Below are 17,926 nucleotides of genomic sequence, written 5' to 3' on the forward strand. Positions count from 1 at the left end.
GGGCAACGCGGCGGCCGGAAATCGAGGTGTCGACCACCGCGGCCAAGCTCTCCTTGGTGACATCGTCGATCACGTTCAGAATGCGGAAACGCCGCCCGTCGGCGAACTGGTCCTGGACGAAATCGACCGACCAGCGCGCGTTCGCCACAGCCTCGGTCACCAGCGGTGCCCGTGTGCCGATGGCACGTTTGCGGCCGCGACGCCGACGCACCGCAAGCCCCTCCTCACGGTAGAGCCGCTGCGTGCGCTTGCGGTTCAGCACATGGCCATCGCGGCGCAGAATGACATGCAGGCGTCGATACCCGAACCTTCGGTGCGTCTCGGCGGCGGCGCGCAGCACATCGCGCAACGCAGCATCATCGGGGCGCCGATGCCGATACCGCACCGACGACCGATCTGCCCCGATCACGGAACACGCCCGCCGCTCGCTCATCTCGTAGCCCTTTTTGAGATGGGCGACGGCCTCGCGCCTGGCGGCGGGCGTCACCACTTTTTTGACAGAAGATCCTTCAGCGCGGTGTTGTCGAGCATCGCCTCGGCAAGCAGCCGCTTCAATTTGCCGTTCTCGTCTTCGAGGGCCTTCAGACGCTTCGCCTCCGACGGCTCCATGCCGCCGAACTTCGCCTTCCAGGCATAGAAAGTGGCGCTACTGATCCCGTGCCTGCGGCAGACCTCTGCCGTCGTCGCACCCGCCTCCTGCTCTCGCAGGATCGCAATGATCTGCTCTTCGGTGAACTTCGATCTCTTCATGTCCGGTCCTCTCATTGGGACGGACTCTAGCATCAGATGGACGAGTTATCGGGGGTCACAGCACATTTTTTGCAAAAAACTCGCTTCATCCAGTTTGTCCTCGTAGAGAATGTTCTGGCTCCCCCCGGTCGAATACATCGCAGGTGCAGCCCGTGACCATCTGCGTGAGTCTGAGAGCGCGTCTCAGGTCGAAGACACCGGACCGCCATGCACCGCCAAGATCTCCGTCTCAAGGTCAGAGTCCATCGCCATGTCGCGCATGCACTTTCGAAGCCACTCGGGAGCGCGAATGCGCTCGGCCGCCTTGTCGTAAGCCTTGCGCACGGTGTCCCCATAGGCACCCTCGGCGATCACCCAAGCCGCCGCCGGAATTGGCCCCCACCGCGAGATCATCATCGACAGATCGAGGATGTCGCGACTGAGCACCCCTGCGTCATTCCAACGATCGGCATTCGCCAGGAGCTTTTCGGCAAACATGTGATCACGGCAAAGGACCGGAACGCCGTAGCGCGGATCGATTTCTCCGGTCAGTTCGATCCGAGCTTCGCGAACGATTTCAAACTTGATCGCGACATCGCCCACACCGATCAGGGTGCGGATACCGTATTGATCCATCCGGACATCGCGCAATAGCCGCAGCCCCGACCCCGGACGCAAGAAGCCCGCAAGGTCCGATCCGCCCCAAAGCGCCTGACGCAGCTTGCGATACCCCTCTTGCGACGCGCAGAGAAAGTCGACGTCCACGCTCTCGCGATATTCATCGAGCTCAAGAACGATCGCCGTTCCACCACCGAAGTAGCATTCAGCCTCGCGCAGGAAGTCGCCGTTCAGGCAGCGCAGAACATGAAGGATGTCGTTGTGATGACGGCGTGTGAAGAGTTCCGCCCCCTGCGGCGCAGCCATCAAGCGACCATCAGATGCCCGTTGCCATAGTCGGCAACGAGGCGATCCAGAAGCTCCTGTTCACGCGGGGTGAATGCATCCTGATCGACAAACCGCCAGTTGCGCTCATAAAGCGCAAGCGCAGTTTGCCCGTCCAGGACCGCGCCATCGGGCCGGTTCCAGCAAAGCTGGCGCAACTGCGGATAGTCGTTCACATTGATGGTCATGTCATCCTCGGATGGCTCAGGATCATCCGCCCTCCCAATATAAGCGCCGCGCCCCCTGTTTCAAAGTCATTTTGCGCCCCAGACCTTGGCACTGCGTTAATGTGGCATTCCCTGACCCGGCGCGCTTCGTTTCACCGGGAGTGGAGGGTTCAGACGCCCCCAACCGGCTGGCACCGGCTGCATCCCCATCACCACCAAGCGTTTTTTCTAGGACTTCGGTCGTGCATTCATATCCCGGTCTTTCATGCGCAACTCCCACCCGACGCGCTCGGTGCGGTTCGTTACGGTCGTTTCATCAGCAACAACAGCGAGACGAACACAACAATGACGACCCCTTTCAAAACCAGCGAAGTCGCCCGGCTCATCTCCGACCGCGTCGATGCGCTCGCACATCGCAAGACCCAGAACGAAATCGCGGCCGAGGCCGGCTTCGCGAATGCGAACTTCATCTCGATCCTGAAGTCGGGGAAAAGCAAGTTACCACTCGACCGGGTGCCGTCGCTCGCGAAGGCGCTCGAGGTCGACCCGGCGTATCTGATGCGCATTGCGCTTGAACAGGCGGTGGGCGTGACGGCGGCGAAGGCGATCACCGAGATCTTCGGCACGCCCATTACCGCGAACGAGAAGGCTTGGCTGGACGAACTGCGCGATGCATCTGTCAACAGCGACCCTCGGATCACGGCGCGGGGGCGGAGCACGCTGCGTGGGATCTTCGGCAAATGAGCGATCTCTTCATGGTGCCGACGGGACCGCTGGGACCGTGGGACCAGCTGAGCGAGAACGAGAAGGCATGGATCGAGTTCATCCGCGTGATCAGTGGTGGTCGCGATCCGAAGGTGACGCCCGCGCGTGTGCGAGCGTTACGCGAGCTTCTTGACGCGGGATGCGGCGTCGCAACGGTGAAGGTCAGCCCCTCCTCTTTCGATTGCACCTCAACCGGGATACGATGAACCGAGCTCGGGGTGGTGCCGTTTCGTTCGAATGGAGCGGCTTCGAAATGTGTCTTTACGCCGCGTCATCTTTTGCCAGAATGCTCGCCTGCCAGTTTGCCAGAACCTCATCTAAGTCATTGATTCGCAAGGAGCGCTCGATAATTCAATCCTCTCTTGCAGCACCATCCCATCCCCTTGAACACCATGACATTCGGCCAAAACAGGCTGTACTCCACCTCATGCTGCGCCCTTGATGGTTCTCGACCGAATCCGGGCGAGGAACCGTTTTCTGTAAGCTTGGCTCAGGGCTTCGGCTGCAGCGCCTCGGGCAGCGGGATGAATTCGGCGTTATCGCCGGGGGGAAGGCGGAAGCGGCCGTGATCCCAGTCGCCCTGCGCCCAGGCCTCTTGGGCGGCCTCGATCTTTTCGCGCGACGAGGCCACGAAGTTCCATGACACATAGCGCGGGCCATTGAGCGTCGCACCGCCGAGCGCCATCAGCCGGGCGCCCTGCGGCCCGGCGGTCAGGCTGATCCGGTCGCCGGGGCGAAAGATCATCATCCGACCCGCCTCAAACGTGTCACCCGCGACTGTCACCGCGCCCTCGACCACATAGACACCGCGATCTTCGTGCTCGTCGGGCAGCGGCAGTTGCGCGCCAGCGGCCAGTACGACATCGGCATAGAACGTCTCGGAGAAAGTTTTCACCGGCGCGGTCGCGCCCCAGGCATGGCCGAGGATCAGCCGCACCTGCTTGCCTTCGTCTTCCAGGAACGGCAGCGCCTCCTTGCCGTGATGCTCGAAACTCGCCGCGCGGTCCTCCTCGGCTTCGGGCAGCGCAACCCAGGTCTGGATGCCGAAGAGCGATCCGGGCCGGGCCCGCATCTCGAGGCTCGTGCGTTCGGAATGCGTCACGCCACTCCCCGCGATCATCCAGTTCACCGCACCCGGATGCACGATCTGATGCGCGCCGGTGCTGTCGCGGTGTTCGAACGCGCCCTTGTAAAGATAGGTGACGGTGGCCAGCCCGATATGCGGATGCGGGCGGATGTCGATGCCGCCGCCGGTCAGAAACTCGGCCGGGCCGACCTGATCAAAGAAGATGAAGGGGCCGACCATCTGCCGCGCGGGGGCGGGCAACGCGCGCTTGACCTCGAAGCCGCCGATGTCGCGGGCGCGGGGGATGATCAGGGTCTCGATCGGGCCAAGACCGGGGGCGTCATGCGCTTGCGTCGGGTTCCAGCTCATCCGTGCCTCCTGTTGCGGGGATGAGCAGAATATAGGGCGCATTCGGCGCGCGTCTCGGCCAAGACGCGCGCGGGTTCTGTGCAGGCGTGCACCGATCCTGGCGGCCGGGCCTCAGCGGCGCGGGCGTTGCGAAAGGAAGGCGCAGACCAGAAGCTGGCTCATGTGGTAAAGCATCGCGGGCAGGACGATGGCGCCGACCTGATCGGGCGGAAACAGGGCGGCCGCGATCGGCAGGCCGGTGGCGATGCTTTTCGTCGCGCCACAAAAGAGCAGCGCCGATCGATCCGCCTCGGGCAGACGGAAGAATTTCCCGGCGCGGATCATGATGATGAGCGCGAGCGCCAGGAAAAGTGCGATCACCGCGGCGAGCGTGACGAGACGCAAGGCCGGGATCGCCTGCCAGAGCCCCGCCACCGTCCCCGCGCTGAAGGCCGCGTAGACGATCAGCAGGATCGAGCCGCGATCGACCACCATCGTCAGCAGACGATGCCGCGCGACAAAGCCGCCGATGCGCGGGCGCAGGATCTGCCCCAGTGCGAAGGGCACAAGGATCTGCTTTGCGATGCCGATGATCGCCTCGGGGCCGGTGCTGACCCCCCCGCGGTTCAGCAACAGGGTCACCAGAAGCGGCGTCAGGACGACGCCGATCAGGTTCGACAGCGAGGCGGCGCAGATCGCGGCAGGCACATTGCCGCCCGAAATCGCGGTGAAGGCGATCGAGGATTGCACGGTCGAAGGCAGGACGGCAAGGAACAGCACGCCAAGCGTCACCTGCGCCCCCAGCAGCGGGCCGAAGACGGTGCAGAAGATCAGGCCAAGCACCGGAAACAGCAGATAGGTCGCGGCGAGCGTCAGCCCCTGCAGGCGCCAGTTCATCAACTGGCTGCGCACCGAGCGTGGATCGAGTTTGGCGCCGTAGAGGAAGAAGAGCAGCGACACTGCCCACCAGGTGACCTGCTTCAGCCCGACCGCAATCAGCCCCTGCGCGGGAAGAAGGACCCCTGCCCCCACCATGGCCATCAAAAGCAGCATGTAGGTATCGATGCCGAAGCGCTTGAGCGGGTTCATCGCGGGTCCTTTCACGCAGGTGCCGGGCCTTCCTTGCGGAAAGCCCGGCGCGGTTGCAACTGTCTTCGTGCAGGCGTCAGGCCGAAGCTTGGCCGCGGGTGCCGATGATCGGCCAGGCGCGTTTCACCGCGACGGCAATCACGCCGGTGATCACCGCCTTGACCAGATCGCCCGGGATGAAGGGCGCCGAGCCAAGCGCCGCGGCCTTGAGCGACAGCCCCGCCTGCACCGCCAGCACCGGGATGCCCGCGCCGTAAAGCACGACGATGCCGCCAATCACCGCGAAGGCAAAGGAGCGGATCGCGGTCAGGCGCTTCCAGCCGAGTTCATGCAGCAAGCCCGTCACATAGGCGGCGGGGATCCAGCCCAGCAGGAAGCCGACGGTCGGCCCGGCAAAGACGCCAAGGCCGCCGCGCCCGCCCGAGAGGATCGGCAGGCCGATGGCGACCAGCGCCACCACAAGGCACATCGCCAGCGCCCCGCGGCGCGCGCCGATGATCGCCCCGGCCAGCATCGGCCCCATGGATTGCGCGGTGATCGGCACGCCGATCAGCGGCAGGGTGATCGGCGGAAAGATCGAAAGCGCCGCGGTCAGCGCCGCAAAAAGCGCGATCAGAACGATGTCGCGGGTGTCGATACGAGAGGAGGACATGGAGGGGTTCCTTTAGGGTCAATGGGTCGCGCGAGCGCTGTCGCGCTCGGGCAGGTCCTCGATCGCGCGGGCCTCGATGGCGGCGGCGACGTCGTCGGCCGCCTTCAGCACGCGCACGATCAAGGGCACGATCAGCGCCACGGGATGCGTGCCAAGGCCACGGGCGGCCTGCGCCTCGCGCACGCGCTCGGCCTCTTCGCCGATCACCGGCAGGAAACGCAGCGCCAGCGAAAAGGCGAGGCCGACCTTGGCCGGGTTCACGCCAAGGGGGGCGAGCGGGGCCAGCAACCGCTCGACGGTGGCGATCATCGCCTCGGTCCGGGTGGTCAGGGTGACGAGGCTCGCCAGCAGCATCAGCGCCGCGATCCGGGTCACGACCAGCGCCGCGACGGGCCAGGAGGCGAGCCAGCCCTGCGCGAGAAAGAGCAGCGCAAGCATCCACAAAAGCGGCCGGATCTGCGCCAGAAGCACCCGCGGGCCAAGACCCGCCAGCGGAAAGCCGAGCGCGACGAGCGCAAGGAAGACCGTCATCAGCCGCCAGTCGCCGATCGCCATCGCGGCCGTGCCGCACAGCGCCAGCGCGGCCAGTTTCGCGCTGGCCGGCAGACGATGCAGGGGGGAGGTCATTGCATCCTCCGCACATAGGCGTCGAGCGCGCGGTTCGGCACGTCATCGGCGACGACGCGGCCCTTGTCGAAGACCAGCACCCGGTCGAACGCGGCCACAAGACCCAGATCGTGGGTGACGACGACCGCGGTCTGCGGCAGCTCCGCAATCGCCTGCGCCACCTTGCGGGCGTTGCGCAGGTCCAGAAGCGTCGTAGGTTCGTCGAAGATCACGCAATCGGGCTTGGTGATCAGCACCCCGGCAATGGCCAGAAGCTGCTTTTGCCCGCCCGAAAGCTTGTGCGCCGATTGGCCACGCAGCGCGCCAAGGCCGTAGTGATCCAGCACCGCCTCGACCCGCGCGGCACGCTCGGGCGCGCTCAGCTTCAGCCCCTTGAGGCCGAAGGCCACGTCTTCCTCGACCGTCGGAAAGACGATCTGGGTATCGGGGTTCTGAAACACGAAGCCGACCTTGCGCCGCACCGCCTTGGTGTCGCGCGCGGTGCACAGCCCGTCGATGCGCACCGTTCCGGCACTGGGCAGCACGAGTCCGTTCAGAAGCCGCGCGAAGGTGCTTTTGCCCGAGCCATTCGCCCCGACCACCGCGACGCGACGTTGCGTCACCTCAAGATCGATGCCGCACAGCACCTCGGCCTCGGCAAATCTTTGGAAAACAGAGGATATTTCGATCCTCGTGGCCGCAGGCGGGGAGAGGATCTCTCCGCCTGCGGCACCCTGCGCGCAAGTGTGAAACGTCGCGACACTTGAATATGACATCTTGGTGCTCCATTTCACTTTCGGTTGCATGGCTTGAGTGTCCGGTTGAGCGTTCCTGGAAGAAGATCAACCAAACAGGGCAGCGAGGGTCATGTAACCAACCGACGGAACCATCAGGCAGCCAAAGCCCGTGTAGAACGTGGCCGTCAGCGCGCCGTAGGGCACGAGTTTCGGATCGGTCGCGGCAAGGCCCGCGCTCACGCCGCTCGTGGTGCCCATCAGACCGCCGTACACCGCAGCGGCCGCCGGAGTGGTCAGGCCCGCAGGTTTCGCCAGAAGCGGCGTCAGGATCATCACGGCGATGGATTTCACCACACCGGCCGCCACCGAAAGCGCGATCACCTCGGACGAGGCGCCCAGCGCCGCGCCGGTCACCGGGCCGACGATGAAGGTCGTCGCGCCGCCGCCGATCGTCGCCATGTCCACGACGCTGGTGTAGCCAAACGCATAGGCCACGGCCGCGCCGACCGCGGTCGAGATGATGACCGAGATCACAAGGGCGATGCCGCCCGCCAGACCGGCCTTTTTCACTTCTTCAAGTTTCACGCCGAAGGCGGTCGACACGATGGCGAAGTCGCGCAGCATGGCGCCGCCCATCAGCCCGAAGCCCGCAAACAGCGAGATGTCCGAGATGCCCTTGGTGCCGCCGGAGACCTTGCCGCCGATATAGGCCAGCACAAGCCCCGCGACGATGGCGATGGCCGAGCCGTGGATGCGGTTGTTGACCAGTTTGCCGATCGCATAGGAGATCCACATGATCACGCCGACGATGGCGAAAGCGGTGATCAGCGGCAGTTTCTCGAGCGTTCCTACGATGATGTCGAGCATGTCATTTCGCTCCTTGCGCAGCGCGTTTGGCCGGTTTGGCCGCATCTTCGGGTTCGGACGAGCCGCTGAGCGCCGAGAGCGGACGGATCAGCAGGAAGCCCGCGACCACCGGCAGGAAACCGGCGATGAAGGCCATGGTGCCCGCATCGAAAGCCGCGACGACGTTCTGGCTGGCGGCCATCGCAACGACGATCGGGATATACATCGCCGACCAGAACTTGATGCCGTCCTGCGCCAGTTCCGACATCCGCTCGCGATCGATGAACCAGCGCGAGATGACGACGAGCAGCAGCATGGCGATGCCGACGCCGCCGACATCGGCGTCGATGCCGACCATATGCCCGATCAGCTTGCCGATGATCACACCCGCGATCAGGCAGCCGCTCATCAGCGAGACCCCGTAAATCAACATGTCTTGTCCTCCTTGATCGGCGGAGAAGAGCGCCTGCCCCGTGCAGGCGCCCGTCCGCCTGTCCTTATTCGATGCTCATGATCACCGCACCGGGTTTCAGACGATCACCGGCAGCGACGGCGATCGATTTCACCGTGCCGTCGAGCGGCGCGGGCATTTCGTTCTTCATCTTCATCGCCTCGACGACGGCGAGGCATTGCCCCTTGGTGACGGTGGCGCCCACCGCGACCTCGATCGACACGACGACCGACGGCATCTTCACTTTCACATCCATGGCCTTCTCCTTTCGGCTTGTTTCATTGGGTGTTGCGGGGCGGCCCGCCCTTGGGACGGGACCGCGAAAACGGTGTTCAGGCGCTCGCGTTCGATCAGCTCGACGCCGGTGATGGTCTTGCCCAGCACCGTGGCCGCGCCCGACACGAGTTCTGTCAGCTTGACGCCGATGCCCCCCGCCAGATCGGCCTCGGCATCGATGGCAATCGCCTGACGATAAGACAGCCGCTCCAGCGCCCGGGCGGCGGCGGCCAGCGGCGGCAGGCTGTCGGCCCGCACCACCAGATCGATGTCCGAACCCGGCCGCAGATAGGGCAGCCCGGTCACCGTCTGCAGCGCGGCCGAGCCGATCAGGCCGATCTCGACCCCGGTCACCGCGCCGATCCGGGCGATCTCGGGCAGGGCCGGATGCAGGCTCGCGCCAAGGATCAGCGCGCGCTCCATCACCTCGTAGGGGGTGAAGAAGGCGGTGACCTGACCGCGCCGCACCGGCACCGCCGCGCGCACCCGTTCGGCGCCGTGGCGGAACGGGAAGGCAAAGCCGAGCTGGCCGCCGCCATCCGGGCAGGGGCCGGTCGGGCGGCAGACGATGCCGGGAATATGCGCCTTGCTCATCGCGTCGCGCACGAGTTTGCGGGTCGCCCCGTCGCGCATCTGCTCTGGCAGGGCGTCGAGGACGGCAGCAAGGATGCCCGGGCGCGAGGCGGGCGAAACATGGGCAAGGCTGTGTCGATTGCGAAACATCTCAGCGCCTCTTGATCCAGGCGGGGTCGGTCTTGGCGGTGCGGCTCATCTCGCGCTGCGCCAACACCATCGTGTCGAAAAGCGCGGTGGCCGTGGGCCCCTCGATCACGATCGGCGCGGCGGGGGTGGCGAGGGCGGGCACCAGTTCCAGCCGCGTCGCCGCAGCCCCCGTCACCAGATCGGGCGAAACCTTCACCACCCGGCTCTTGATGCGCAGGATCGTGCGGGCGGTCTTTTCGACCGTCTCGGCGGCGCTCATCGGGGTGTGGGTGACGATCACCTCGTATTCGGGATAGGTGCGCGCGCGGCGATAGGTGATGATCTGGCCGGTCCGGTCGCAGACATGGCCCGCCTCCGAGACGACGAAACTGTCGCCCATCGGCAGCCCGCCCACCACCAACTCGCGCCAGGGATCGCCAAGCGGCGAGGCGACCAACGCGATATCCTCGCGCAGCGGCAGGCCATCGAGCGTCAGCCAGCCGAATTCCTGACAGCCGTAAAGATCGTGGACGCTGTAGCCGAAGGCCTCGGCCACCGGCAGCAGTTCGGCATCAAGCGGCGTGCCCGCGCACAAAAGCACGCAGTCCTTCGGCATCTCGCGCTTCAGCCCCAGCTCCAGCGCCTGTTCGAGGCTCGCCCGCAGGAAGGACGATTCCCCAAGGATCACGCGCGGTTGCGTGCGGCAGGCGGCGACCAGCAGCGCATCGCGGCTGGAGCGGTGCAGATGGCTCCAGTCGATGCCGCAGACATCCAGCGCCAGTTTCGAGAACACATTGACCAGCGGCGGATAGGTGACCAGCATCCGCGCCCCCTGCCCCACCTGCAGCCGCCCGAAAATCTCCCGGGCGACGGCGGTGCGGTTGGGCAATTCGGCATGGGTGACGCCGACGATGGTCTGGAAAGCGGACGAGCCCGTGGTGAAGGTCAGATAGGCCAGATTGAAGGGGGTGTGGACCTCCTCGATCACATGCGCCGCGGTGGGGCCGTCGATACCCTTCTGGGCAAGCGACCGGCGCGGCATCTCGGCCAAGGTCGGCGCCGACCCGAACAGGGTCAGCGCGTCTTCAAGGGCAGCAAGATCGTCAGGCATCTGTTTCGTCCTTCGGGCTCGTCAGTCTTTCAGCGGGCGGGCGCGTAACGCCCGGCCACTTCCGCGAATTCGCGGTTCATCAGCGCGATGACGCGCGGGCGCTCGGTGCGGCCGCCGCGGGCTTCGCCCAGCTTGCCGCGGCCCCAGGGGCCCAGATCGTCCTGCCGCCCCTCGGCCTTGGCCGTGCGGACCTCGGCGATGCGGGCGGCGATGGCCGGACGCATCCCCTCGACCGTTTCGACCAGCGCTTCGACGCCGCCGAGCGAGTGGAAGAAGCGCGGACCGGCGGCGAAGACGGCGCTGGCCTTGGACAGATCTTCGAGCGTTTCCAGATCCTTGCGGATGATCCGCGAGACCGATGTCAGCGGCATGACATGGATCATCGTGCCGAATTGCGCATCAAGCGACAGGATCGCATCGGCTTGCAGCCCGTGGCACAGGAACGCCCCCGAGATCGCCCGGCCGATCACCATGGCGATGATCGGATGGCCCTTCAGCCGCGCCTCGGCCAGCGCCAATTGATAGGCGGCGGTCGATTTGTTCATGCCGAAGATTTCCTCGACCTTGCCCGGGCCGTTGCCGGGGGTGTCGACGATCAGCACCAGCGGCCGTTTCTCGGCGAGCGGCTTTTCGGCATCGGCCGCGATCGAGGCATAGACGGCTTCCGCCATCTTGTAGCCTTCCTCGAGCCCGATGATCCCGGCGTAGACGACCGGGAATTTCTCGTTCATCGCGCCACCGTCCGAGGCGATGATCGTGCAGAGCGTGCCCTGCACCGTCGCTGTGCCGACGACCGCGCCCGGCCCGAATTCGGGATCGGCGAAGGCCTCGGTGCCCACCGTGCCCTCGGCAAAGCTGCCAGCATCCACGATCATCTCGATCGCGTCGCGGCCCCGGCCCATCATGCTTTCTTGCATTTCCATGATTTCACTCCTTTCCGGGGTCACACGCTGAGCCGCTCGACGCGGGCGAGGAAGTCGCTCAGGGGCAGGTCGATCAGCCCCCAGGCGTCGGTGTTGCCGGCATGCGACCAGACTTCGGTCGCGTCGCCCGGCTGCATCTGCGCGGCCAGCGCCACGGCGCGCAGCTGCGCCTTGACCTTGGCGGAAGAGCCGATGCGGCGCATTTCCTCAAACGCCTCGATCGAGAGGCCGGTCAGCGCCGAGACCTGTTCGCGGAAGGCGGCGATGCTGTTTTCGACAAGGAAATTCGCGTCGCCCATGATGTATTTGTGCCGCCCGCCGGTGGTGCGGAAGACAAGCGCGCGGTCGGAGGCGTCGAATTCCTCCTTGCCCATTTCCTGCTCGATCACCTCCGGGCCGGTCAGGCCAAGGCGGCCGAATTCCGACATGATGATCACGTCGGTGGCGGCGGCGACGAAGCCCATGCCGCCGAAGGCACCGACTTTCGAGCCGATCAGCGCAATCACCGGCACCTTGCCGCGGGCCTTTTGCAGTTGGTCCATCACCTCGGCATGGGCCAGAAGCCCGGCGTTGGCTTCATGCAGCCGCACGCCGCCGGTCTCGAAGGAGATCACCACCATCGGCTTTTCTTCCTCGTCGAGATCGGCGAATTTCGCGACCAGCTCGTCGTGGAAGTCGATGGCGAGCTTGATCGTGTTCACCATCTTGGCGCCGCCGATCTCGCCCACCGAGCCGCCGATGAAGCGACCCTCTTGCGAGATCACGAACACCGGGGTGCGGCCGATTTGGCCCACGCCGGTGACGATGCCGTCGTCAAAGGCCACGGCGTCGCCGAGCAGTTTCAAGTGCGGGCTCGTCACCCGGTCGAACGGCCCGGCGAGTTCGGTGAAGCTGCCCTCGTCCACGAGGCCGATGGCACGCTCGCGCGCCGAGGCTTCGATGAAGCGGCAGGATTGCAGGTCTGTCCAGTTGGTCATTGTCGTCTTCGCCTCAGAGCGCCGCGGCCAGCGCCTGTTGCAGGCGCAACAGCACGACGGCGGGGGTGGCGTTGTTGTCGTTGATCTCGATGGCGGTGTCGTAAAGGCCCGTCTCATCAAGGAATTTCTGCATCACGCGGGCCCAGAGCGGGTCGAAGCCGGTGACCGGGGTGACGATCTTGACCGTCACCCGGCCCGAAAGGGGCGCGGGCGTCAGCATGATTTCCAGATCGCTCGACCCGGTGACACCGGTGTGGCTGGGGGCGGGAAGGGTGACCTTGGCCGCGCTGGCGGCAAGGTCGAGCTCAAGGGTATGCAAAGCCATGATCTGGGCCTTTCTTACCAGTTGCGGAAACGGGCGGGCGGGTTGTAGAGGCCGCCGGACCAGGTCACGAGATCGCGCATGCTCTTGGCCGCGAGCAGGTCGCGGGTGGCGCGGTTGGGATCGACGCCAAGGTCGGCCGGGGTTTTCACGATGCCCGCCTCGCGCAGCGCCCGGGTTTCCTCGGGTTTCGCGGCAAGGCCGATCTCGGTGAAGCCCGCGACGGCGCGGATGGCGGCCATGCGGGCCTCCATGTCCTTGCAGCGGTTGAGGTAGGCGATGCCGTCCTCGGTGACGATATGGGTCAGGTCGTCGCCATAGATCATCACCGGCGGGATCGGCAGGTTCGCGCTTTTCGCCAGTTTCCAGGCGTCCAGTTCCTCGACAAAGACCGGCTTGCGGCCCTCGCCGAAGGTCTCGACGCCCTGCACGACCAGACGTTTGCCGCGCGGGATGTTGCCGATGTCGCGCTCGAGCGAGGGCAGTTCCTGCCCGCATTTGAGCCAGGCATCGGTCGGATGGCGCCGCCCCTTGGCATCGCAGCCCATGTTCGGCGCGCCGCCGAAGCCCGCGACCCGGCCCGCCGTCGCGGTCGAGGAGTTGCCGTATTTGTCGATCTGCAGCGTGCCGCCGATGAACATGTCGATGGCGTAATGCCCGGCCGTCTGGGCAAAGGCGCGGTTCGAACGCAGCGAGCCATCCGGCCCGACGAAGAAGATGTCCGGCCGTGAGGCGACATAGTCTTCCATGCCGAGTTCGCCGCCGAAGCAGTGGATCGTGTCGACCCAGCCCTCTTCGATCGCCGGGATCATCGTCGGATGCGGGTTCAGGATCATATGCGTGCAGCATTTGCCCTTGAGCCCCAGTTCCAGCCCATAGGTCGGCAGGATCAGCTCGATCGCCGAGGTCAGGAAGCCGATGCCGTGGTTCATCGAGGTCACGCCATATTCGGCGTAAATGCCCTTCAGACACAGCATGGCGAGCAGGATCTGGCTGTCGGTGACCAGTGCGGGATCACGGGTGAAGAGCGGCTCGATGAAGAAGGGCTTCGGCGATTGGATGACCGCATCGACCCAGTCGCCCGGGATGTCGACACGCGGCAGTTCGTCAACGATTTCATTGACCTGCGCGATGACGATGCCTTCGCGGAACTTCGTCGCCTCGACGATGGCCGGGGTGTCTTCGGTGTTGAAGCCGGTATAGAGGTTGCCCTTGCGGTCGGCCTTGTAGGCGCAGACCAGCGAGACGCGCGGCGTCAGGTCGAGGAAGTAGCGGCCGAAGAGTTCCAGATAGGTGTGGATGGCACCGAGCTCGATCTTGCCGTTCTCGATGAATTTCGCCACCCGCCCGGCTTGCGGGCCGCCAAAGGCGAAGTCGAGTTTCTTGGCGATGCCGTTTTCGAACAGATCAAGATGTGCGGGCAGCGGCACGGCCGATTGCACCATGTGCAGGTCGTGGATCTTGCCGCGGTCCACCTTGTTCAGGCAGTCGGCAAGGAAATCGGCCTGTTTCTGGTTGTTGCCTTCGATGTTGACGATGTCGAAGGGGCGGATCACCGCTTCCAGAAGGGCCACGGTATCCTTGGCCAGCACTTCCTTGCCCTTGACGAAGAGGGGTGCTGCCGCCTCCTTGCGCGCGGCGGTATCTGCCGCCCGCTTACGCCAGCTGTTGCGCTTGTCGTCGTTCGTCATTTGCTTTCGTCTTCCTCCTTCAGAGGGTTTTCAAAGGGTTGCTTGCGTCGCGACGAGGGGGATCTCGCCGAAGATGACGCTGTGAAGGGTGCCGTCGGCGTCGCGCAGGCACAGCGCCCCATCCGGGCCAAGCGCTTCGGCGATGCCCTGACGGGGGGCATGCGGCGCGGCGAGGATGACGGGGCGGCCGAGCGTGCAGGAGCGCACCGACCAGGCGTGGCGGGCGGGTTCGAAACCGAGGCGTTCCCATTCGGAAAGCCGGTAATCGAGCCGGTCGATGAGCGCCGTGAACAGTTCGAAGCGATCCACCTTGCGGCCGGTTTCGGCGCTGATCGAGGTGGCGATGGCTTGCAGTTCCGGCGGGAAATCCGTGCGGGCCTGGGCAAGGTTGATGCCGATCCCCGCGATGATGTGGTCCAGATCGCCCTCGGGGGTCATCACCATTTCGCACAGGATGCCCGAGAGCTTGCGGCCTTCGACCATCAGGTCGTTCGGCCATTTGATTTGCGGTGCCAGACCCGTGGTGCGGGCGATGGCCTCGGCCGCGGCAACGGCGATGACAAGCGTCACCTGTGCCAGATCGGCGAGAGGGCGGGAGGGACGCAAAAGCACCGAGGCGAGCAGACTTTCACCGGGACGCGAAACCCAGCGACGGTCGTATTTGCCCCGTCCTGCCGTCTGATGATCGGCAAGGACGACGGTGCCTGTCGGTGCGCCCCTCCGCGCCAGACCGGCCAGGAAGGTGTTCGTCGAGGAGAGAACAGGCCGGTGGTGGACCGCGCAGCCGATCCCGCCCCGACGCCGGAAGGGAAGCGCAAGCGTCGGGAGGTTCGGGAGAAGGTCGGGATGGTGCGCGGTCATGGGAGGGCTCCTTTCAGGAGGTCAGCGGTTCAGTGGACGAGACCGATGGTCGAGGCGAAGACACCGACGGCGATGGCCGAGACGATCACCCCGCAGATCGAGGCACCCATGGCGAGCGGCATGATCATGGCGTAGGGGTTGACCGCGGCGGCTTCCTTCTGGGCGATCTTCGCGGTCGAAGGCACACAGGAGACGCCGGCGATACCGATGACGGGGTTGAAGTTGCCTTTCGAGATCCACCACATCAGATAGCCGCCGCCGATGCCGCCCAGCGCCGAGAAGAAGAGCGCGGTGATGCCAAGGATCAGCAGGATGGCGACTTGCGGGTCGAGCAGGGTTTTCGCCTCGCACAGCGTCCCCAGCACCAGACCCAGGAACAGGGTCGACGCATAGGTGACCGTGTTTTCAAGGAATTGCTGGTAGGGCTCGATTTCCGCTTCCTTGATCGCAACGCCGAGGAAGAACGACAGGATCAGCGGCGTGGCGACGGGCAGCAGCAGGCAGAGCAGGCCGGCAGCGACGACGGTGAAGACGAACTTGGCTTGCGGCGTGACATCGGGGAAATCGTATTCGACTTCGATGGCACGGTGTTCGGGCTTGATCAGCCAACGCACAAGGTAGGGGTAACCGGCATAGGTCAGCGACAGGTAGAGGTAAGCGATGATCGAGATCGGCACGAAGAGGTTCTTCGCCATCATCAGCGAGCCAAAGAGCACCATCGGGCCATCGGCGCCGCCGATCGTGCCCACGGCCGCCGCTTCACCGGGCGTCAGACCGCAATAGTAGCCGATCACCAGCGTCACGAAGGTGCCGAGTTCCGCACAGACCGCCACCGCGATCGAGGCCCAGGGCCGCGCCAGGATGAAGGAAATGTCGGCCATCGTGCCGATGCCCATGAAGAGCATGCAGGCGACCAGCGAGTTGACGAAGGTCAGGTTGTAGACCGGCTGCAGGAAGTCGATCTGCATGATGTTCATCAGCGCGTTGGTGTCCGACACCATCGGGTCGATCACCAGCGTGCCGATCTGGCCGCCTTCGAGGATCATGACACCGGCGTTGACCGCCATCATGCCAAGGCCCATCGGCACCATGATCAGCGGCTCAAGCGTGCGCTTGAAGCCCAGATAGGCCAGCAGGAAGCCAAGACCGATCAGCGCCAGACGGGCGAAGGAAATCAGCGGGTCCTGGATGAAAAGGGTCCCGATACCGGGAAAGATGTTGAACAGGGTCTCAAGCATTTGAGCGCCTCAGGATGCGTTGGGGGAGGAGAGGAGTTTCGAGATGCCGACGATCACGCCGATCACGGCAAAGGAGATCGCCGCAGTGATCAGATAACTGAACACAGCATAGGTGATGATGTGCATGGGATGCCTCAGAGGTTGGAGGAGAGGATGGGCGGCAGGCTGCCCCCCGAGAGCGTGTCGACGCCGATGGTGACGGCCAGAAGATCGGCCGCGCCGCCGGGGCTGATGTTGCGCGCGATGAAGCGGGCATCGAGGGCGTGGATGGCGGCAAGCCCCGTCCCCGTCAGCGCGCCGCCCATCGCCATGATCTCGCGCGCGGAGTTGCGCACGAATTCAAGGGCTTCCAGGCCGCCGCGCCACAGGACCGTGGTGTCTTCGGTGCCGCTCATCAGCGCCAGAAGCGTGTGCGAGAGCGCGATCGGCAGCGTCGCCCCGGCGGCGCGCGCCTCGGTGAGCGCCGGAAGGCCAAGCGTGGCCACGGTCGGAAAGCCCGCCTCGGCCTCGCCGCGGATGCCCAGCACGCCATATTGCCGGAAGAGCTTCTCGCCCGCCGTCACCGGCTCGCGGTCGAGCGTGCCGCGCAGCTCGCGGTCGCAGATACCGCTGACCATCGCGGCGGCAATGGCGAACAGCTCCCCTGCCCCGGCGATCGGCGCCTTGCGCGCGGCGATCCCGGCCGCAGCCGACAGCACCCCCGCCGAAAACAGCAGGCCGCGCTGGGTGTTGATGCCACCCGTCGCCGCAAGGAGCCGCGCCTCGTAAAGCGCGCCAATCTCGCGGACCTGCGGCAGCAGGCCAAGCGCCGGGCCGGAATGGCCCAGACCCGCCTCGGCGCATTGGTAAAGGCAGGGGGCAATGACCGCCGACGAGACCATGAAGGTCTGCAGCGTCATGTCCCGATGCGCGCCGTTCGAAAGCGGCGTCACCAGACCGGGTTTGGGATGGGTGGAGATTTCAAGCAGCGCCCCGGTCAGGAAAGCCGATCCGATGGACCAGGCGCTGGAATGCGGTGACAGGGCCATATCGCTGAACCAGTCCAGCGGCCTGCGCAACGCGTATTTCATGGTATTAGTCCCGCGCAACTGACGGCAGCGCGGCGCTTCGTGAACGCCAGGCGTTCCACGGCCAATGCAGAGATTACATCTGGTCGGGGAGACCGTCAGACATGCGCCACACCGTTGTCACTTGCTCACGCGGCGCTTTGGGTTCGTCAGCCGCACCTTCGCCCCACACGGGCAGTACGGCTCATCACGGGATCACGGCCCTTTCGGGCGGCCCCGCCTCACGTTCCTGTGATGGTTCGTGATCCGGAGCATGGCGCAATCGTTACGCCCGTCGGTTCCGCTTGTCCAGAAGTCGTTTTCAAGGGGCAAGAGGATGCGACATTGCGCCGCACATTTGCAATTATTCAGCGAAAAATC

The 17,926-nt window shown here is 65.2% G+C and carries 21 protein-coding genes and 1 pseudogene; 2 read left to right on the plus strand and 20 right to left on the minus strand.

The features are described 5' to 3' along the window. The 3 genes and pseudogenes from C8J30_RS19060 to C8J30_RS12650 form a co-directional block, all read right to left on the minus strand. Positions 1-750: pseudogene (locus tag C8J30_RS19060) on the minus strand (IS3 family transposase); the annotation flags it as partial. A gap of 183 nt (positions 751-933) precedes the next feature. After that, positions 934-1,653: a nucleotidyl transferase AbiEii/AbiGii toxin family protein gene (locus C8J30_RS12645; protein WP_110806220.1), complete on the minus strand. Its 720-nt coding sequence runs from the start codon at positions 1,651-1,653 to the stop codon at positions 934-936. Continuing rightward, positions 1,653-1,859 carry a hypothetical protein gene (locus C8J30_RS12650; protein ID WP_023912155.1) on the minus strand — a complete coding sequence of 69 codons (207 nt, stop codon included), beginning with the start codon at positions 1,857-1,859 and terminating at the stop codon, positions 1,653-1,655. The genes C8J30_RS12645 and C8J30_RS12650 overlap by 1 nt, the downstream gene beginning before the upstream one ends. Before the next feature lie 99 nt (positions 1,860-1,958). Between C8J30_RS12650 and C8J30_RS19305 the strand changes: the two genes are divergently transcribed. Continuing rightward, entirely contained in the window at positions 1,959-2,582 is a 624-nt protein-coding gene (locus tag C8J30_RS19305; protein ID WP_342767543.1) for a helix-turn-helix domain-containing protein, read from the plus strand. Beyond that, positions 2,579-2,809: a helix-turn-helix domain-containing protein gene (locus tag C8J30_RS12660; protein WP_110806222.1), complete on the plus strand. Its 231-nt coding sequence runs from the start codon at positions 2,579-2,581 to the stop codon at positions 2,807-2,809. Before C8J30_RS19305 ends, C8J30_RS12660 begins: the two co-directional genes overlap by 4 nt. Positions 2,810-3,093: 284 nt before the next feature. Here C8J30_RS12660 and C8J30_RS12665 read toward each other — a convergent pair whose 3' ends face one another. The 17 genes from C8J30_RS12665 to mdcB all read right to left on the minus strand — a co-directional run bounded on the left by C8J30_RS12665 (position 3,094) and on the right by mdcB (position 17,569). Beyond that, positions 3,094-4,038 (minus strand): pirin family protein, encoded by a 945-nt coding sequence (locus C8J30_RS12665; RefSeq protein WP_110806223.1) that lies wholly within the window; start codon positions 4,036-4,038, stop codon positions 3,094-3,096. Positions 4,039-4,149: 111 nt separating this feature from the next. Further along, positions 4,150-5,106, minus strand: coding sequence for a bile acid:sodium symporter family protein (locus C8J30_RS12670; RefSeq protein WP_110806322.1), 957 nt, complete (start codon positions 5,104-5,106; stop codon positions 4,150-4,152). Between the two features lie 76 nt (positions 5,107-5,182). Continuing rightward, entirely contained in the window at positions 5,183-5,758 is a 576-nt protein-coding gene (locus C8J30_RS12675; RefSeq protein WP_110806224.1) for a biotin transporter BioY, read from the minus strand. Positions 5,759-5,776: 18 nt separating this feature from the next. Beyond that, on the minus strand, positions 5,777-6,385 hold the full coding sequence (locus C8J30_RS12680) for an energy-coupling factor transporter transmembrane component T family protein (protein ID WP_110806225.1): 609 nt from the start codon (positions 6,383-6,385) through the stop codon (positions 5,777-5,779). Then, positions 6,382-7,140 carry an energy-coupling factor ABC transporter ATP-binding protein gene (locus C8J30_RS12685; RefSeq protein WP_110806323.1) on the minus strand — a complete coding sequence of 253 codons (759 nt, stop codon included), beginning with the start codon at positions 7,138-7,140 and terminating at the stop codon, positions 6,382-6,384. The genes C8J30_RS12680 and C8J30_RS12685 overlap by 4 nt, the downstream gene beginning before the upstream one ends. A gap of 66 nt (positions 7,141-7,206) precedes the next feature. After that, positions 7,207-7,968 carry a malonate transporter subunit MadM gene (madM, locus tag C8J30_RS12690; RefSeq protein ID WP_110806226.1) on the minus strand — a complete coding sequence of 254 codons (762 nt, stop codon included), beginning with the start codon at positions 7,966-7,968 and terminating at the stop codon, positions 7,207-7,209. Position 7,969: 1 nt separating this feature from the next. Continuing rightward, complete coding sequence (gene madL / locus C8J30_RS12695; RefSeq protein ID WP_110806227.1) at positions 7,970-8,380, minus strand: malonate transporter subunit MadL; 411 nt, start codon at positions 8,378-8,380, stop codon at positions 7,970-7,972. Between the two features lie 64 nt (positions 8,381-8,444). Next, positions 8,445-8,654 carry a biotin/lipoyl-containing protein gene (locus C8J30_RS12700; protein ID WP_110806228.1) on the minus strand — a complete coding sequence of 70 codons (210 nt, stop codon included), beginning with the start codon at positions 8,652-8,654 and terminating at the stop codon, positions 8,445-8,447. Continuing rightward, positions 8,645-9,397, minus strand: a complete 753-nt coding sequence (gene mdcG, locus C8J30_RS12705) for a malonate decarboxylase holo-[acyl-carrier-protein] synthase (RefSeq protein ID WP_110806229.1) — start codon at positions 9,395-9,397, stop codon at positions 8,645-8,647. Before mdcG ends, C8J30_RS12700 begins: the two co-directional genes overlap by 10 nt. 1 nt (position 9,398) lies before the next feature. Beyond that, entirely contained in the window at positions 9,399-10,487 is a 1,089-nt protein-coding gene (locus tag C8J30_RS12710; RefSeq protein WP_110806230.1) for an AMP-binding protein, read from the minus strand. Between the two features lie 29 nt (positions 10,488-10,516). After that, positions 10,517-11,410, minus strand: coding sequence for a biotin-independent malonate decarboxylase subunit gamma (mdcE, locus tag C8J30_RS12715; protein ID WP_110806231.1), 894 nt, complete (start codon positions 11,408-11,410; stop codon positions 10,517-10,519). A 20-nt stretch (positions 11,411-11,430) separates the two neighbouring features. Beyond that, the gene (locus C8J30_RS12720) at positions 11,431-12,387 is read right to left on the minus strand and encodes a biotin-independent malonate decarboxylase subunit beta (RefSeq protein WP_110806232.1); all 957 of its coding nucleotides are present in this window, start codon (positions 12,385-12,387) and stop codon (positions 11,431-11,433) included. Positions 12,388-12,400: 13 nt separating this feature from the next. Next, a complete protein-coding gene (mdcC, locus tag C8J30_RS12725) occupies positions 12,401-12,712 on the minus strand; it encodes a malonate decarboxylase acyl carrier protein (protein WP_110806233.1) in 312 nt (103 codons plus the stop codon). A 14-nt stretch (positions 12,713-12,726) separates the two neighbouring features. Then, on the minus strand, positions 12,727-14,400 hold the full coding sequence (gene mdcA / locus C8J30_RS12730) for a malonate decarboxylase subunit alpha (protein WP_110806234.1): 1,674 nt from the start codon (positions 14,398-14,400) through the stop codon (positions 12,727-12,729). 30 nt (positions 14,401-14,430) lie between these two features. Further along, complete coding sequence (locus C8J30_RS12735; RefSeq protein ID WP_110806235.1) at positions 14,431-15,261, minus strand: biotin--[acetyl-CoA-carboxylase] ligase; 831 nt, start codon at positions 15,259-15,261, stop codon at positions 14,431-14,433. 29 nt (positions 15,262-15,290) lie between these two features. Beyond that, entirely contained in the window at positions 15,291-16,499 is a 1,209-nt protein-coding gene (madB, locus tag C8J30_RS12740; RefSeq protein ID WP_110806236.1) for a Na+-transporting malonate decarboxylase, carboxybiotin decarboxylase subunit, read from the minus strand. A 134-nt stretch (positions 16,500-16,633) separates the two neighbouring features. Continuing rightward, the gene (mdcB, locus tag C8J30_RS12745; protein ID WP_110806237.1) at positions 16,634-17,569 is read right to left on the minus strand and encodes a triphosphoribosyl-dephospho-CoA synthase MdcB; all 936 of its coding nucleotides are present in this window, start codon (positions 17,567-17,569) and stop codon (positions 16,634-16,636) included. Positions 17,570-17,926: the final 357 nt, after the last annotated feature.

The sequence above is a fragment of the Rhodobacter viridis genome (assembly GCF_003217355.1).
Lineage (GTDB): Bacteria > Pseudomonadota > Alphaproteobacteria > Rhodobacterales > Rhodobacteraceae > Rhodobacter > Rhodobacter viridis.

Coding starts and splice junctions, on each gene's coding strand:
- C8J30_RS12645 (WP_110806220.1), bottom strand. CDS start 1,653: ATGGCTGCGCCGCAGGGGGCGGAACTCTTCACACGCCGTCATCACAAC.
- C8J30_RS12650 (WP_023912155.1), bottom strand. CDS start 1,859: ATGACCATCAATGTGAACGACTATCCGCAGTTGCGCCAGCTTTGCTGG.
- C8J30_RS19305 (WP_342767543.1), top strand. CDS start 1,959: ATGTGGCATTCCCTGACCCGGCGCGCTTCGTTTCACCGGGAGTGGAGG.
- C8J30_RS12660 (WP_110806222.1), top strand. CDS start 2,579: ATGAGCGATCTCTTCATGGTGCCGACGGGACCGCTGGGACCGTGGGAC.
- C8J30_RS12665 (WP_110806223.1), bottom strand. CDS start 4,038: ATGAGCTGGAACCCGACGCAAGCGCATGACGCCCCCGGTCTTGGCCCG.
- C8J30_RS12670 (WP_110806322.1), bottom strand. CDS start 5,106: ATGAACCCGCTCAAGCGCTTCGGCATCGATACCTACATGCTGCTTTTG.
- C8J30_RS12675 (WP_110806224.1), bottom strand. CDS start 5,758: ATGTCCTCCTCTCGTATCGACACCCGCGACATCGTTCTGATCGCGCTT.
- C8J30_RS12680 (WP_110806225.1), bottom strand. CDS start 6,385: ATGACCTCCCCCCTGCATCGTCTGCCGGCCAGCGCGAAACTGGCCGCG.
- C8J30_RS12685 (WP_110806323.1), bottom strand. CDS start 7,140: ATGTCATATTCAAGTGTCGCGACGTTTCACACTTGCGCGCAGGGTGCC.
- madM (WP_110806226.1), bottom strand. CDS start 7,968: ATGCTCGACATCATCGTAGGAACGCTCGAGAAACTGCCGCTGATCACC.
- madL (WP_110806227.1), bottom strand. CDS start 8,380: ATGTTGATTTACGGGGTCTCGCTGATGAGCGGCTGCCTGATCGCGGGT.
- C8J30_RS12700 (WP_110806228.1), bottom strand. CDS start 8,654: ATGGATGTGAAAGTGAAGATGCCGTCGGTCGTCGTGTCGATCGAGGTC.
- mdcG (WP_110806229.1), bottom strand. CDS start 9,397: ATGTTTCGCAATCGACACAGCCTTGCCCATGTTTCGCCCGCCTCGCGC.
- C8J30_RS12710 (WP_110806230.1), bottom strand. CDS start 10,487: ATGCCTGACGATCTTGCTGCCCTTGAAGACGCGCTGACCCTGTTCGGG.
- mdcE (WP_110806231.1), bottom strand. CDS start 11,410: ATGGAAATGCAAGAAAGCATGATGGGCCGGGGCCGCGACGCGATCGAG.
- C8J30_RS12720 (WP_110806232.1), bottom strand. CDS start 12,387: ATGACCAACTGGACAGACCTGCAATCCTGCCGCTTCATCGAAGCCTCG.
- mdcC (WP_110806233.1), bottom strand. CDS start 12,712: ATGGCTTTGCATACCCTTGAGCTCGACCTTGCCGCCAGCGCGGCCAAG.
- mdcA (WP_110806234.1), bottom strand. CDS start 14,400: ATGACGAACGACGACAAGCGCAACAGCTGGCGTAAGCGGGCGGCAGAT.
- C8J30_RS12735 (WP_110806235.1), bottom strand. CDS start 15,261: ATGACCGCGCACCATCCCGACCTTCTCCCGAACCTCCCGACGCTTGCG.
- madB (WP_110806236.1), bottom strand. CDS start 16,499: ATGCTTGAGACCCTGTTCAACATCTTTCCCGGTATCGGGACCCTTTTC.
- mdcB (WP_110806237.1), bottom strand. CDS start 17,569: ATGAAATACGCGTTGCGCAGGCCGCTGGACTGGTTCAGCGATATGGCC.